General features: G+C 73.8%; 12 protein-coding genes and 1 tRNA gene. 5 read left to right on the forward strand and 8 right to left on the reverse strand.

The genetic code is table 11. From position 1 onward, the window contains the following. Positions 1-165 precede the first annotated feature (165 nt). The gene (locus tag HS045_RS15610; protein WP_196452074.1) at positions 166-1794 is read right to left on the reverse strand and encodes a methyl-accepting chemotaxis protein; all 1629 of its coding nucleotides are present in this window, start codon (positions 1792-1794) and stop codon (positions 166-168) included. A gap of 176 nt (positions 1795-1970) precedes the next feature. On the opposite strand from HS045_RS15610, the gene HS045_RS15615 reads away from it, so the two are divergent. Beyond that, on the forward strand, positions 1971-2264 hold the full coding sequence (locus tag HS045_RS15615; protein WP_189237780.1) for a 4a-hydroxytetrahydrobiopterin dehydratase: 294 nt from the start codon (positions 1971-1973) through the stop codon (positions 2262-2264). A 175-nt stretch (positions 2265-2439) separates the two neighbouring features. After that, a complete protein-coding gene (locus tag HS045_RS15620; RefSeq protein WP_196452075.1) occupies positions 2440-3018 on the forward strand; it encodes a superoxide dismutase family protein in 579 nt (192 codons plus the stop codon). A 121-nt stretch (positions 3019-3139) separates the two neighbouring features. Here HS045_RS15620 and HS045_RS15625 read toward each other — a convergent pair whose 3' ends face one another. Further along, entirely contained in the window at positions 3140-3988 is an 849-nt protein-coding gene (locus tag HS045_RS15625) for a spermidine synthase (RefSeq protein WP_230884052.1), read from the reverse strand. Between the two features lie 186 nt (positions 3989-4174). On the opposite strand from HS045_RS15625, the gene HS045_RS15630 reads away from it, so the two are divergent. Continuing rightward, positions 4175-4849, forward strand: a complete 675-nt coding sequence (locus tag HS045_RS15630; protein ID WP_196452076.1) for a hemolysin III family protein — start codon at positions 4175-4177, stop codon at positions 4847-4849. Positions 4850-5008: 159 nt separating this feature from the next. Beyond that, positions 5009-5389: a PPOX class F420-dependent oxidoreductase gene (locus tag HS045_RS15635; RefSeq protein ID WP_196452077.1), complete on the forward strand. Its 381-nt coding sequence runs from the start codon at positions 5009-5011 to the stop codon at positions 5387-5389. Positions 5390-5487: 98 nt separating this feature from the next. On the opposite strand, the gene HS045_RS15640 is transcribed toward HS045_RS15635, so the two are convergent. Continuing rightward, on the reverse strand, positions 5488-6687 hold the full coding sequence (locus HS045_RS15640) for a M20 family metallopeptidase (protein WP_196452078.1): 1200 nt from the start codon (positions 6685-6687) through the stop codon (positions 5488-5490). 296 nt (positions 6688-6983) lie between these two features. On the opposite strand from HS045_RS15640, the gene lat reads away from it, so the two are divergent. Next, the gene (lat, locus tag HS045_RS15645; RefSeq protein ID WP_196452079.1) at positions 6984-8267 is read left to right on the forward strand and encodes an L-lysine 6-transaminase; all 1284 of its coding nucleotides are present in this window, start codon (positions 6984-6986) and stop codon (positions 8265-8267) included. Here the strand turns inward: lat and HS045_RS15650 are convergent. The 5 genes from HS045_RS15650 to HS045_RS15670 form a co-directional block, all read right to left on the reverse strand. After that, on the reverse strand, positions 8264-8524 hold the full coding sequence (locus HS045_RS15650) for a helix-turn-helix transcriptional regulator (protein ID WP_196452080.1): 261 nt from the start codon (positions 8522-8524) through the stop codon (positions 8264-8266). The two genes, lat and HS045_RS15650, sit on opposite strands and share 4 nt — an antisense overlap. Before the next feature lie 154 nt (positions 8525-8678). Continuing rightward, positions 8679-8754: transfer RNA gene (locus HS045_RS15655), tRNA-His, on the reverse strand. Positions 8755-8966: 212 nt separating this feature from the next. Then, complete coding sequence (gene orn, locus HS045_RS15660) at positions 8967-9578, reverse strand: oligoribonuclease (protein ID WP_196452081.1); 612 nt, start codon at positions 9576-9578, stop codon at positions 8967-8969. A gap of 24 nt (positions 9579-9602) precedes the next feature. Beyond that, entirely contained in the window at positions 9603-10985 is a 1383-nt protein-coding gene (locus tag HS045_RS15665; protein WP_196452082.1) for a DUF2510 domain-containing protein, read from the reverse strand. Between the two features lie 58 nt (positions 10986-11043). Beyond that, positions 11044-12429, reverse strand: coding sequence for a hypothetical protein (locus HS045_RS15670; RefSeq protein ID WP_196452083.1), 1386 nt, complete (start codon positions 12427-12429; stop codon positions 11044-11046). Positions 12430-12507 lie beyond the last annotated feature (78 nt).

The following is a 12507-nucleotide window of genomic DNA, read 5'->3' on the forward strand; positions in this document are numbered from 1 at the left end:
GGCCATAAACGTACGGCTTTCTGGCAATAAGGGGCAAACCGCAATTTGTCGGGTGGTGCCGGAGGCGGGGCCGCCCGGCGCCCGGCCTGGGCGCCGGGCGGCCCGGCCCGCGGTCCTGCTCCCCCGCCCGGCGTCCCCGCGCCGCCGGACGGGGCCGTCAGCGGATCACCGGAAGCGGAACTGCGCGACCAGCGTGCTGAGCTCCTCCGACATCCGCGCCAGCGACGCGGTGGCGTCCTGGGCCTGGCCGATCGCCTGCGCGGTGGAGTGCGCCGCGTCGGCGACCCCGGTGATGTTGACGGCGATCTCCTCCGAGGAGGAGGCGGCCGCGGTGACGTTGCGGTTCATCTCGTCGGTGGTGGCGGTCTGCTCCTCGACGGCCGAGGCGATGGTCGTCTGGAAGTCGTTGATCCGCCCGATCACCGCGGCGATCTCGGCGATGGCCGCGACGGCCCCGCCGGTGCCGTTCTGGATGGCCTCCACCCGGCGGGCGATGTCCTCGGTGGCCTTGGCCGTCTCCTGCGCCAGGTCCTTGACCTCGCCGGCCACCACGGCGAAGCCCTTGCCGGCGTCGCCGGCGCGGGCGGCCTCGATGGTCGCGTTGAGGGCGAGCAGGTTGGTCTGCTCGGCGATCGAGGTGATCGTCTTGACCACCGCGCCGATCTCCCGGGACGACTCGCCCAGCGTGGTGACGGACCGGTTGGTCGCCTCGGCCACCGCGACGGCCTGCGCCGCGACCCGGGCCGCCTCGGCGGCGTTGCCCGCGATCTCCGCGATGGAGGCGCCCATCTGCTCCGATCCGGAGGCGACGGTCTGCACGTTGGAGGAGACCTGATCGGCGGCGGCCGAGACCACCGCGGCCTGCGCCGAGGTCTCCTCGGCGCCCGCGGCCACCTGGGTGGAGACCGACGAGACCTGCTGGGCGGTGGCCGAGACGCCGGCGGCGGCGCCGTCGATGGTGCGCACCAGGGTGTTCAGCCGCTCCACCGCGGTGTCCAGCGCCTGCCCGGTACGGCCCACCTCGTCCCGGCCGGTCAGCCCGGTGGCGCGGGTCAGGTCCCCGTCCTTGAGCGCCTCGCTCACCGCCTGCACCCGGCGCAGCCCTGCCACGATGCCCTGGGCGGTGGCCCAGCCCAGCGCCAGCGCGGCCAGCATGCCGATGCCGAGCGCGGCCAGCACGGTGGTGCGGTTGTCCTGGTAGGTCGCGGCGGTCTGCTCGGCCGCGGCGGCGGCGGCGGTCTTCTCCGAGTCGATCAGCTTCCGCAGGGAGGCGAGCATCTTGTCGATGACGGGACCGGCCTCCTTGCGCGCCGCCACCCAGCCGGCCATGTCGTCGGCCTCGCTCAGCGGTATGAACCTGTTCTCCCGCACGGTGTTGTAGGCGTCGAAGGCCGCGCTGAACTCGCCCAGGATGGCGACCTGCTCGGGGGTCGGGTTGCGCTCGCCGTACGCGGCCAGGACCGCGCGCAGCTCGCTCTCGGTCTTCTCGGCCGCGCTCTTGTACTCGGCCTTGGCCGCCGGGGTGACGGCGACGGCGTGGTTGACGGTGTCCAGGCGCAGTTGCAGGTTGAGCGTCTGCAGCAGGGCCGTGGTGTCCATGCCGACGAAGTTGTCGGAGTACATCGCCTGGGCGTTGTCGTTGGACGAGCTCAGCGCGTTGATGCCGAGCGCTCCCACGACCGCCCCCACCAGCGCCGCGATGACGACCGAGACGATGATCTTCGTGCGGACGCTCAGATCCGCTGCGCGGGACCGCGCCGTCCGGACCGGCTGTTCGGTCGTAGGGGTGTTCATGGCGGACTCTTTCCGGGACTTCCGTGGACCCGCCGGGGCGGGGTCGCACGCAGGGGGTGCGGACACCCCCTCATCGGTGGCGACCGCGGCGAGTTGAGGAGTCCCGGGTGCCGGGCGGCCGCAGGGCGGGCGTGGCGCTGTCCGGCGTCCCCCGTCCGATGTGATCTCCTGGGGAGATGGACCTGCTTGACGATTCCGCCGTGCAGCGACGGCTGGCCGAGGTGCCCGAGTGGCGGCGCGAGGGCGACGAGATCCGCCGGAAGGTGGCCGCTCCCGACTTCCCGACCGCGATCCGCATCGTGGACGAGATCGCGGTCGAGGCGGAGAAGATGAACCACCATCCCGACATCGACATCCGCTGGCGCACCCTGCACCTGGCCCTGACCACCCACGACGCCGGCGGCCTGACCGAGAACGACTTCGCCCTGGCCGCCCGCATCGACGGGATCGCCGCCGCCCATGGGGCCTGACGCCCGCCTGCCGCCTGCCCGCCTGCCCGCCTGCCGCCTGCCGTTCGCACGCCTTCCCGCCGTGCGGGCGGTGGGCGGGGCGGCGAACGGGGACTCCATCGGCCGAACACCCTGCGTACCCGGACGGTCACTGACTAGAGTGGGGCGTCCTTCCCTTCGGGCCGAGGAGATGCCGATGCGCCGCCTCCCGCGGATTCTCGCCGCCGCCGTCCTGTCCGCCGCCCTGCCGGCCGCGGCGTGCGGCGGACAGGAGGACCACGCCCGCCCGGCCGTGCACGACGTGGCCCCGGAGGGGATCGTGCTCTCCGGCGGCGGCACGTTCGGCGCCCCCGCCCCGCGGGCCGCCGTGATCGCCTACGACAGGGCGCTGGTGCCGCCCGGGGCGTGGGCCCGCGTGACGGCGGAGTCCGGCGCGGTGCTCTCCACGGCGAAGGTCGAGGCCGGCGGCTTCCTGCCCGGCCGGACGTACGGCGTGCACCTGCACGTGAACCCGTGCGGGGCCGATCCCGACGACGCCGGGCCGCACTACCGCGACGGCCGCCACTCCCACGCCGGCGCGGCCGGGGAGGTCTGGCTCGACTTCACCACCGACCGGCGGGGCGCGGCCACCGCGACGGCGAAGCAGGACTGGGCGTTCGCTCCGGGCCGGCCGCCCCGCTCGCTGGTCGTCCACGCCGAACCGACCACGACGGCCGGGGCCGACGCGGGCTCCGCCGGGCCCCGGGTCGCCTGCGTCACGCTCACCGCGCGCTGAGGCGCGCACCGGGACGGGCGCCGGTTCGTGCCCTCCTCGGGGGAGGGCGCGAACCGGCGCCGCAGCACCTCGTCGCGGGTTCCGGCCGACCGTAGAGGTCCTCACGCGCCCCGGTCGGCCGTCAGCCGAAGACGGCGGGCGGGGGGACGGGGACGACCACGGGGTCGCCGTCGTTGAGCGGCGGAGCCCCGGCGACGAAGCGGGTCAGCTCCTCCCCGTGCAGGCAGCGCGCCTGGGTGAGACCGCCCGCGGCCCGGCGGGTCAGGCCGGCCAGGGGGAGGCCGGCGGGTGAGGCGGCGACGATGAGGTTGCCGAACCGGCGGCCGCGCAGCACGCCGGGCTCGGCCAGCATCGCCACGTGGCGGAAGGTCCCGCCGATCGTCGCGAGCACCCGCCGGGCGAAGGCCAGCCCCTTGCCGTCGGCGACGTTGACCAGCAGCGTCCCGGACGGGCGCAGCACACGGGCCACCTCGCCCATGTACTGGGAGGTGGCCAGGTCGAGCGGCATCGCGGCACCGCTGAAGGCGTCCAGCACGAGCAGGTCGGCCGAGCCGTCGGCGAGGCCGGCGGTGGCGCTGCGGCCGTCGAGGATCTTCACCTTGAGCCGGGGCACGGACTTCAGGCGGAGCTGGTCGCGGACGAGCTGGACCAGGCCGCCGTCGGGCTCGGCGACGATCTGCCGGGACCCCGGGCGGGTCGCCGCGACGTAGCGGGGCAGGGTGCAGGCGCAGCCGCCGACGTGCACGGCGTCCAGCGGTCCCTCGTCCAGCAGGTCGATCACCAGGGCCATCAGCTGGACGTACTCGAAGTCGAGGTAGGTGGGGTCGTCCAGGTCGACGTAGGACTGGGGCACGCCGCCGGAGGAGACGACCCAGCCCGAGGGCCGGTCGAGGTCGCGCAGCAGGTCGACCTCCCCGAAGGTCACCGGGTAACGGCCCGGCATCGGCCCCTGTGCTTCCCGCCTGGACATCCCTGTGCTCCTCTTTCCTCTGATACGCCGCCGGTGGAGACTCTTCCGGGAGAAACCGTATGCGCACCCGGCCGCTCCTCGCGCGCGTCGCCGAAGGGCCGCGCACGGCGAGGCGGGCGGTGGTGGCGGCGAAGATGTAGGGGAGATCACAACCTACGCGGACGTAAGTTACGTTACCGTAGGTTCATGACCACGACCGCTTCTGAGAAGACGTCGCTCCCGGAGTCGATCAAGCCCCGGCTCCGCGGATGGCTGCACGCCGGGGCGCTGCCCGTCACGCTCGTCGCGGGTTTCCTCCTGGTGGCCCTGGGCCCGACCCTGCAGGCGCGACTCGCCGCCGTGATCTACGCGATCACCTCGGGCCTGCTGTTCGGCATCTCGGCGACGTACCACCGCGGCACGCTCTCACCGCGGCTGGAGGAGGTGCTGCGCCGGCTCGACCACGCCAACATCTATCTGATCATCGCGGGCACCTACACCCCGTTCGCGCTGCTCGCCCTGGACGGCTCCGCCCGCGTGGTGGTGCTGTCCGTGGTCTGGACCGGCGCGGTCGCGGGCGTGCTGTTCCGGGTGCTGTGGACCCGGGCGCCCCGCTGGCTGTCCACGGCCCTCTACATCGCCCTCGGCTGGACGGCCGTGTTCGTGCTGCCCCAGCTCGCGGAGGGCGCGGGCGTGGCCGCGGTGGCGCTGATCTTCGTCGGCGGGGTGCTCTACACCGTCGGCGGCGTGGTGTACGGCCTGCGCCGCCCGGACCCCTCGCCCCGCTGGTTCGGCTTCCACGAGGTCTTCCACGCCTTCACCCTCGCCGCCTACCTGGTGCAGTACGTCGCGGTCTCCCTGGTGGTCTACGGGGCGTCCTGACCGTCTCCGGCGGGGTTCCGGGGCGGGCGTCCTGACCGTCTCCGGCGGGGTTCCGGGGCGGGCGGGGTCCGGGATCCGGCGGGGCCCCGACGGGCGCCTCCGCGCGGCGGGGCGTGTCCGCGGGGCGGGACGGCGCCGCCGCCGCCTAGGATTCCGGCCATGACGAGCATCCGGGAGCTGGCGGCCGAGCCGTACGTCTCCGTGACGACCTACCGCAGGAACGGAGCGGCGGTCGCCACGCCGGTCTGGGCGGCTCCCGACGGCGAGGCCCTGGTGATCTGGACGCCGGTCTCGGCGGGCAAGGTCAAGCGGATCCGCAACAACCCGCAGGTCGCGGTCAGAGCGTGCGACGTGCGGGGGAACGCGCGGGGCGAGCAGGTCGAGGGCCGGGCGGAGATCATGTCCGCCGAGGAGACCGAGCGGGCGCGGGGCCTGCTGACGCGGAAGTACGGCCTGCAGGCCCGGCTGGTCATCCTCGGCAGCAGGCTCCGCCGGGGGAGCGCCGGAACCGTGGGCATCCGCATCACCCCCGCCGGCTGAGCCGCCGCCCGTCCGGCCCGGCGGGCCGTGTCCCGCCCGGCCCCGGGCGCGCCGGGCCTCCTCCAGAGCGGGTCCCGCCCCGGCCGGCCCGCCGGCGGTCAGCTCGCGGCCAGGCCGAGGCGGCGTACGGCGAGTTCGGCGTAGAGGGCGGCGCCGTCGGTCAGGACCCCGTCGTCGAAGCGGGCCTCGGGGGAGTGGTTGTAGGCGGCCCCGCGCGGGTCGAGGTCCGGCGGGCACGCGCCGAGGGCCACGAACGCCGAAGGGATCCGGTCGCACACGTAGGAGAAGTCCTCCGCTCCGGTGAACGGCTGCGGCGACCGGGCGAACCGCTCCTCGCCGTAGACCTCGCGGACGGTCGCGCCGACGAAGTCGGCCTCGGCGCCGTCGTTGACCGTGACCGGGTAGCCCATCTCGAAGTCGGCCTCCGCCTCGAGCCCGTGCGCCGCGGCGATGCCCCCGACGAGGGCGACCGCCCGCTCCCGGACCCGCTCGTGGGAGGCGGCGGAGAACGACCGGATCGTCGCCTCGAACCGGGCCTCCTCGGGGATGACGTTGTCGACCGTGCCCGCGTGGAAGGAGCCGACGGTGACCACCACCGGGTCGAACACGTCGAAGCCGCGCGTGACCATCGACTGCAGCGCCAGGACCATCTCGCACGCGGCCGGGATCGGGTCCTTGGCCAGATGCGGGGCCGAGCCGTGCCCTCCGGCGCCGCGCACGGTCACGACGAGCCGGTCGGCCGCCGCCATGATCGGTCCGCTCCTGGTGAGGAAGAGGCCGTTCGGGAGCACCGAGCTGATCACGTGCAGGGCGTAGGCGGCGACCGGCCACGCGCCGGAGGCGTCGAGCACGCCCTCGTCGATCATGATCTTCGCGCCCCGGTGTCCCTCCTCGCCCGGCTGGAACATGAAGACCACGTTCCCGGCGAGCCGGTCGCGCCGGGCCGCGAGCAGGTGGGCGGCCCCGGCGAGCATGGTGGTGTGCAGGTCGTGGCCGCAGGCGTGCATCCGCCCGTCCAGCCGGGAGACCGCCTCCGCACCGCCGCGCTCGGAGACCGGCAGGGCGTCCATGTCGCCGCGGAGCAGCACGGTGGGACCGGGACGGTCGCCCCGCAGGACCGCGGTGACCGAGCTCAGCCCCTCGCCGAGCCGTACCTCCAGAGGGAGGCCCGACAGCGCGGTCAGCACCTTCTCCTGGGTCCGGGGCAGGTCGAGGCCGAGTTCGGGCTCGCGGTGCAGCGCGTGGCGGAGACGGACCAGCTCGTCGCGCATGTCGGCGGCGGATTCGCGAAGGGACACCGGGCACTCCTCCTGGACGGACGGGCTTTCGAGGGCACGATAACCCGGAGCCGGGCGTTCCGGCCGGAGGGGCCTCTCCGGCGAGGGCACTTCCCGAGGACGAGGCCCTTCCCGGGGGCGAGGCCCTTCCCGGGGAAGCGGGGGACGGCGGGCCGCAGGGGGGGAAGGCGCGGAGCCGCCGGGATCACCGGTCGGCGGCTGCATAATCTTCACAAATACCAGGGGTGTTGCTTAATATTTCCAGCTTAAAGCATCAATGCGGGGGAATCATCTGTCCAGCTCACCGTGGAGGGGACATGGACGTGCACGGCCGCCTCGCTCGCCACCTGCTCGTGGACGGTTACCGGCTGGTTCTCGATCTCGGACGGAGCCGCGGCTCCCGGCTCGTCGACGCCCGGACCGGCCGCTCCTACCTGGACTTCTACACGTTCTTCGCGTCCGCGCCGCTCGGCGTGAACCCGTTCGACGACGATCCGGAGTTCCTCGCGCTGCTCGGCCGGGTCGCCGCGAACAAACCCGCCAACTCCGACCTCTACACCGCCCACCTCGCCGACTTCGCCGAGACCTTCACCCGGGTGCTCGGCGATCCCGAGCTGCCCCGCCTGTTCTTCGTCGAGGGCGGTGCGCTGGCCGTGGAGAACGCGCTGAAGTGCGCCTTCGACTGGAAGTCGCGCCGCAACGAGGCGGCCGGCCGTCCCCGGGAGCTCGGCACGAAGGTGCTCCACCTCACCCGGGCCTTCCACGGCCGCAGCGGCTACACCCTCTCGCTGACCAACACCGACCCGGTCAAGACCGACCGGTTCCCGACGTTCGGCTGGCCCCGCATCGACGTGCCCGCCGTCCACTTCGGCGACGTCGAGGCGGCCGAGGAGCGGGCGCTGGCGCAGGCGCGGGCCGCGTTCGAACGGCACCCGCACGACATCGCCTGCTTCATCGCCGAGCCGATCCAGGGGGAGGGCGGCGACAACCACATGCGCGCGGAGTTCCTCCAGGCGATGGAGCGGCTCTGCCACACCTACGACGCCCTGTTCGTCCTGGACGAGGTGCAGACCGGGGGCGGCACCACCGGCACCCCCTGGGCCTACCAGCAGCTCGGCCTCCGCCCCGACGTGGTCGCCTTCGCCAAGAAGGTCCAGGTCGGCGGGGTGATGGCGGGCCGCAGGGTGGACCTGGTGCCGGACAACGTGTTCCGGGTCAGCGGCCGGATCAACTCCACCTGGGGCGGCGGGCTGGTGGACATGGTCCGCTCCCGCCGCATCCTGGAGATCGTCGAGCGCGACGGCCTGATCCCGCGGGCGGGCGAGCTGGGGGAGGAGCTCCTCGCGATGCTCCTGAAGATCCAGGCGAAGTTCCCCGCGCAGGTCGCGAACGCCCGGGGGCGGGGCCTGATGTGCGCCTTCGACCTGCCCTCCGGGGCGGACCGGGACCGGGTGGTGGCCCGTCTGCGGGAGGAGGAGGGCGTGCTCGTCCTGCCCTGCGGAGAGCGGTCGGTACGGCTCCGCCCCGCCCTCTCGGTGACCAGGGAGGAACTCCAGGAGGGCGCGGCCGCCGTCGCCCGGGTCCTGGACCCGGTCCGCTAGTCCCGTCCGTCCTCCGCCCCGCGGGGGTCCTCCCGCCCCCGCCAGAGGCCGATCGCGGTCACCCGCGAGTCCGCGCCGAGCTTGGCGTAGATCCGGTTCACGTGGTTCTTGACGGTCTTCTCGCTGAGGAACAGGTGCCGGGCGATCTGGCCGTTGGAGTGACCGTCCGCGATCAGCTCCATGACCTCGGCCTCGCGTCTGCTCAAGCCCGTCACGACCCCGGGTTCGGCGTCGGCCCTTGCATCGTCGACTCTCATCCCGCCTCCGCGGAAGCAACACGGTCAGGTCGCCGAGGCCCCCGGTCGTACGGCGGTAGCAGCGAGCATAACCCGTGATGTCCCTCTTTGGTGGGGAAGTTGAATGTCTGGGGGAAATGCACAACGGCCGGTCCCGAAGGACCGGCCGTTCGCCTGGGGTGAGCGAGGGGACTTGAACCCCCGGCATCCAGGACCACAACCTGGCGCTCTGCCAACTGAGCTACGCCCACCATGTCCGTCGCCTCGCGGCGGCAGCACATGAAAAGTGTAGCGGTCTTTGGGAGTCGTCACGCACTCTGTTTTACGGCGACGCTGCGCGCCGCGGCTCGGGGGCCGGTAACCGCCGTCTTCCCTCGTCACGTGCTCGCTCCGCTGCGCGCGCTCCTCAGTCCAGACGACGGAGCCCCCTCGCGGGTTTCACGGCGACGCTGCGCGCCGCGGCTCAGGCGGGGGCGGAGGGCGGGGTGGAGACGCTCTCGGCGAGTCCGCGGGCGGTGGCGGAGTCGGGGCCGGGCTGGGGCACGAAGACCGCCGCGCGGTAGTAGCGGAGCTCGCGGATGCTCTCGACGATGTCGGCCAGCGCCCGGTGGCCGCCCTGCTTCTCCGGAGAGGCGAAGTAGACCCGCGGGTACCACCGCCGGGCGAGCTCCTTCACCGAGGAGACGTCGATCATCCGGTAGTGCAGGAAGGCGTCCACCAGGGGCATGTCCCGCGCGATGAAGGACCGGTCCGTGGCGATGGAGTTGCCGCACAGCGGGGCCTTCTTCGGCTCCGGCACATGGCTCTTGATGTAGTCGAGGACGAGCGCCTCGGCCTCGGCCAGGGTGACACCTCCGCCCAGCACGTCCAGCAGGCCCGAGGCGGTGTGCATCTCCCGCACCACCTCCGACATCTGCTCCAGCGACTCGGGCGGGGGCTTGATGACCACGTCGACGCCCTCGTCCACCTGGTTGAGCTCGCCGTCGGTGACCACGCAGGCCACCTCGACGAGGGCGTCACGGCCGAGGTCGAGCCCGGTCATCTCACAGTCGATCCAGACCAGCAGGTCACTCATAGCCCTCAGCGTAGTGCCCCCTGTTCAGGAGAGTTCGAGCGACGTGAGCACGCGGTCGGTCACCGAGGAGTCGAGGTTGTCCGGGATGGACATGTACAGCAGCGCCGGGCGCTTGCCCTCCCCCCGGTCCACGAGCACGAAGGTGACCCGCTCCTTCTTCCACTTCCACCCGTTCTTCTCCGAGAGCTCGGTGAAGTCCAGCTCGAACGAGACCAGCCAGGCGTCCTTGCCGCTGACCCGGACGGCCTTGCGCTCCAGGGGCTCACGCCGGTGCTCGGGGCTGTAGAAGACCGGCTCCAGTCCCAGCATGATCTGCGCCGTCACGGAGTCCATGCTCTTCGGCCCGTCGTAGGCGTACCGGGCGGGCAGCTCCGCGCTGTAGATGGTGCCGAGCCAGCTGCGGCCCTGACCGTCGTAGTTCTGGTGGGACATGGCCTCCACCGCGCTGGACCAGACGAAGCCGAGCGCCCCCTCGCGGTTTCCGGTGGGCACCTGCCAGGTGTCGCCGGGGAACTCGTAGGACAGGCCGGTCACGGGGTCGGTGATGCGCCCGTTCTCCGGCTGGGGCAGGGTGCTGCCGGAAGGGTCCTCCCGGGTCGGCGAGGGCTCGGGCGTCGACTCGGGGGTGGGCTGCTGCGTCACGGTCGGCACGGGCGGGAGCGTGGTGGCGCCTCCCGCGGTCGGCCGGCCGCTCGGGTCGATCAGGTACATGGCGGCGACCACGATCCCGACGATCAGGATGACCGCCCCGGCGCCGCCCAGGATCCACGGCCAGGGGCTCTTCCCGCCCGGCCGCGGTCCGGGAGGCGTGCCGTACGGTGCCGCGGGCCCGCCGTAGGGTCCGGCCGCCGGAGCGCCGGGTCCTGCGCCGTACGGCGCCGCGGGTCCGCCGTACGGCCCGCCGGCCGCGGGTCCGCCGTACGGCCCGCCGGCCGCGGGTCCGCCGTACGGCCCGGCGGGCGCCGGTTCGCCGTACGGTGCCGCGGGTCCGCCGTACGGTCCGCCGGCCGCGGGCGCGGCGTACGGCGGGGAGGCCGCCGGTCCGCCGTACGGCCCCGAGGGCGCCGTGCCCCCCTGGTCCGCGGGGGGCATCCGGAGGGTGTCATGGGGAGCGGCGCTCCACTGGGGCTGCTCCATCTGGACCGTCATGCCGCTCTGCGCCGCCGCGTCGGGGGCCGGGGACGACGGATGTCCCTGGCCTTCCGGCCGTCCGTGCGCCGAGGGGTCCTGCGGCCCCTGCCGTGCCGAGGGGTCCTGCGGCCCCTGCGGCGCCGAAGGTCCGGCCTGCCCGGCCGGCGGCGCGTCGAGCGGATGCGTGGCGTCGGTCCACTGGCCGCCGTCCCACCACCGCAGCTGCGGTGAACCGTAGGGGTCGGGGTACCAGCCGGCGGGGGTCTGCGTGGTCATAGTGGTCAGAGTAGTAAGAATCCGGTATGCAGTGCATTGTGGACCTTGCGATGCTTCGTCAGCATCTGTAGGTGATGCTGGCCCTGTCGGAGATCTTCGCGCCGTCCGGCACCGGCGAGACCACCTCCAGGGTGGCCGTTCCCCTGAAGCTCCCCTCGCCCTTCACCCGCCAGCGCAGCGACACCACGTGCTCGGTCTTTCCGGCGGCCGGCCGGAGGACGTGCTCGATCGGCTCCTCCTTGTCGCTCTGCCTCCACCGGTAGCGGACCTCTCCCGGGGAGCCGTTGGTGGTGAGCACGCCCCGGATCGTGACGGTCTCGCCGCACTGCTGCGTCCGCTTCGGCGCCAGCACCTCCACGCCGGTCACGGCCAGCGGAGCGGACGGAGCCCGCAGCAGCCAGACCAGCACCGCTGCCGCGGCCATCAGGGCGAGGATCACGGCGGAGGCCGCCGTACGGTACCGCCGGGCGGGAGGCCGGGACGGCCGGGACGCCCGCTGCGCACCGGCGCCGAGCACGGTGGCCTGCCCGCTCCGCCCCTCCCGCCAGATCTGCGCCGCGACCGTCTCCACCGGCACGCCGGGGCCGAACCGCACGGAGCCGGCCCGGCCCCCGCCGCCCTCCGGGACCTGGAGCAGCGTGACGGCCTCCTCCGCGTCCCGGTCGGCCGGGACCGGGGCCGGATGCGTCACCGGGGCGGGCTCGTCCTGGAGGGACCACCGGTGCGCGGTCTCCGCCAGGCGGTCGCAGGCGGGAAACCCCGGTGGGAGCAGGTCGCGCCCGGCGAGCAGGGCGTCACGGGCCGCCGCGAGGCCGTGGGTGACGGCGGTCGCCGCGACCCGTTCGAACAGCTCGGCCGTCCGGGGGGCGGACGCGGCCCAGTTCGCCGCCAGACCGCGCGTGAGCGAGGCCCAGGCCGCGACGTCCCTGTCCGGGGCGGCGGGCCGGCCGTGCAGGGCGTCGGACAGGCCGCGCTCGGCCAGCAGCACCGACCCGTCCGGAGCGATCACCACGGTGCCCGGATGCACCGCGCCGTGCGCGAGCCCCGCGGCGTGCACGGACAGCAGCGTCTGCGCGGTCTCCGCCAGTACGGTGGCCGCCTCGTCCGCACCGGGCCGGAGGCCGCCCGGAGGCCGGGCCAGCAGGTCGGTCACGGTCGGGTCGGCCGGTTCCCCGGTGAGCAGCCAGACCTCGCCCCCGGCCGTGATCAGGTCGGCGACCGGTACCAGCCCCGTCAGGCCGCCCTGGAGGAGTCCGCGGTCCGCGAGCACGGCCGCGACCAGCCGGTCCCGCGCCGCGGGGTCGGCGAACGGCCGGGCGTCGAACCTGAGCGCGCTCGCCGGCCGGCCGCCGGGGGCCACCGCCGAGTACCACGTGCCCAACTCGCCGAGCCATGTCCGGCCGGTCAGCCGGTGTCCGCCGAGGTCTCCCTGACCGTCGTTCACGATCGTTCCCGTTCCGCCGTCGTCTCCGATGCCGTCCCGCTCTTCCGCCGCCCCCCACCAGTGTGGACGGAACGCCGC

This window comes from Planomonospora sp. ID82291 (assembly GCF_015711645.1).
Lineage (GTDB): Bacteria > Actinomycetota > Actinomycetes > Streptosporangiales > Streptosporangiaceae > Planomonospora.

Bases quoted from the DNA above. Each gene is read 5' to 3' on its own strand.
- HS045_RS15610 (WP_196452074.1), bottom strand. From the start codon at position 1,794: ATGAACACCCCTACGACCGAACAGCCGGTCCGGACGGCGCGGTCCCGC.
- HS045_RS15615 (WP_189237780.1), top strand. From the start codon at position 1,971: ATGGACCTGCTTGACGATTCCGCCGTGCAGCGACGGCTGGCCGAGGTG.
- HS045_RS15620 (WP_196452075.1), top strand. From the start codon at position 2,440: ATGCGCCGCCTCCCGCGGATTCTCGCCGCCGCCGTCCTGTCCGCCGCC.
- HS045_RS15625 (WP_230884052.1), bottom strand. From the start codon at position 3,988: ATGTCCAGGCGGGAAGCACAGGGGCCGATGCCGGGCCGTTACCCGGTG.
- HS045_RS15630 (WP_196452076.1), top strand. From the start codon at position 4,175: ATGACCACGACCGCTTCTGAGAAGACGTCGCTCCCGGAGTCGATCAAG.
- HS045_RS15635 (WP_196452077.1), top strand. From the start codon at position 5,009: ATGACGAGCATCCGGGAGCTGGCGGCCGAGCCGTACGTCTCCGTGACG.
- lat (WP_196452079.1), top strand. From the start codon at position 6,984: ATGGACGTGCACGGCCGCCTCGCTCGCCACCTGCTCGTGGACGGTTAC.
- HS045_RS15650 (WP_196452080.1), bottom strand. From the start codon at position 8,524: ATGAGAGTCGACGATGCAAGGGCCGACGCCGAACCCGGGGTCGTGACG.
- orn (WP_196452081.1), bottom strand. From the start codon at position 9,578: ATGAGTGACCTGCTGGTCTGGATCGACTGTGAGATGACCGGGCTCGAC.
- HS045_RS15665 (WP_196452082.1), bottom strand. From the start codon at position 10,985: ATGACCACGCAGACCCCCGCCGGCTGGTACCCCGACCCCTACGGTTCA.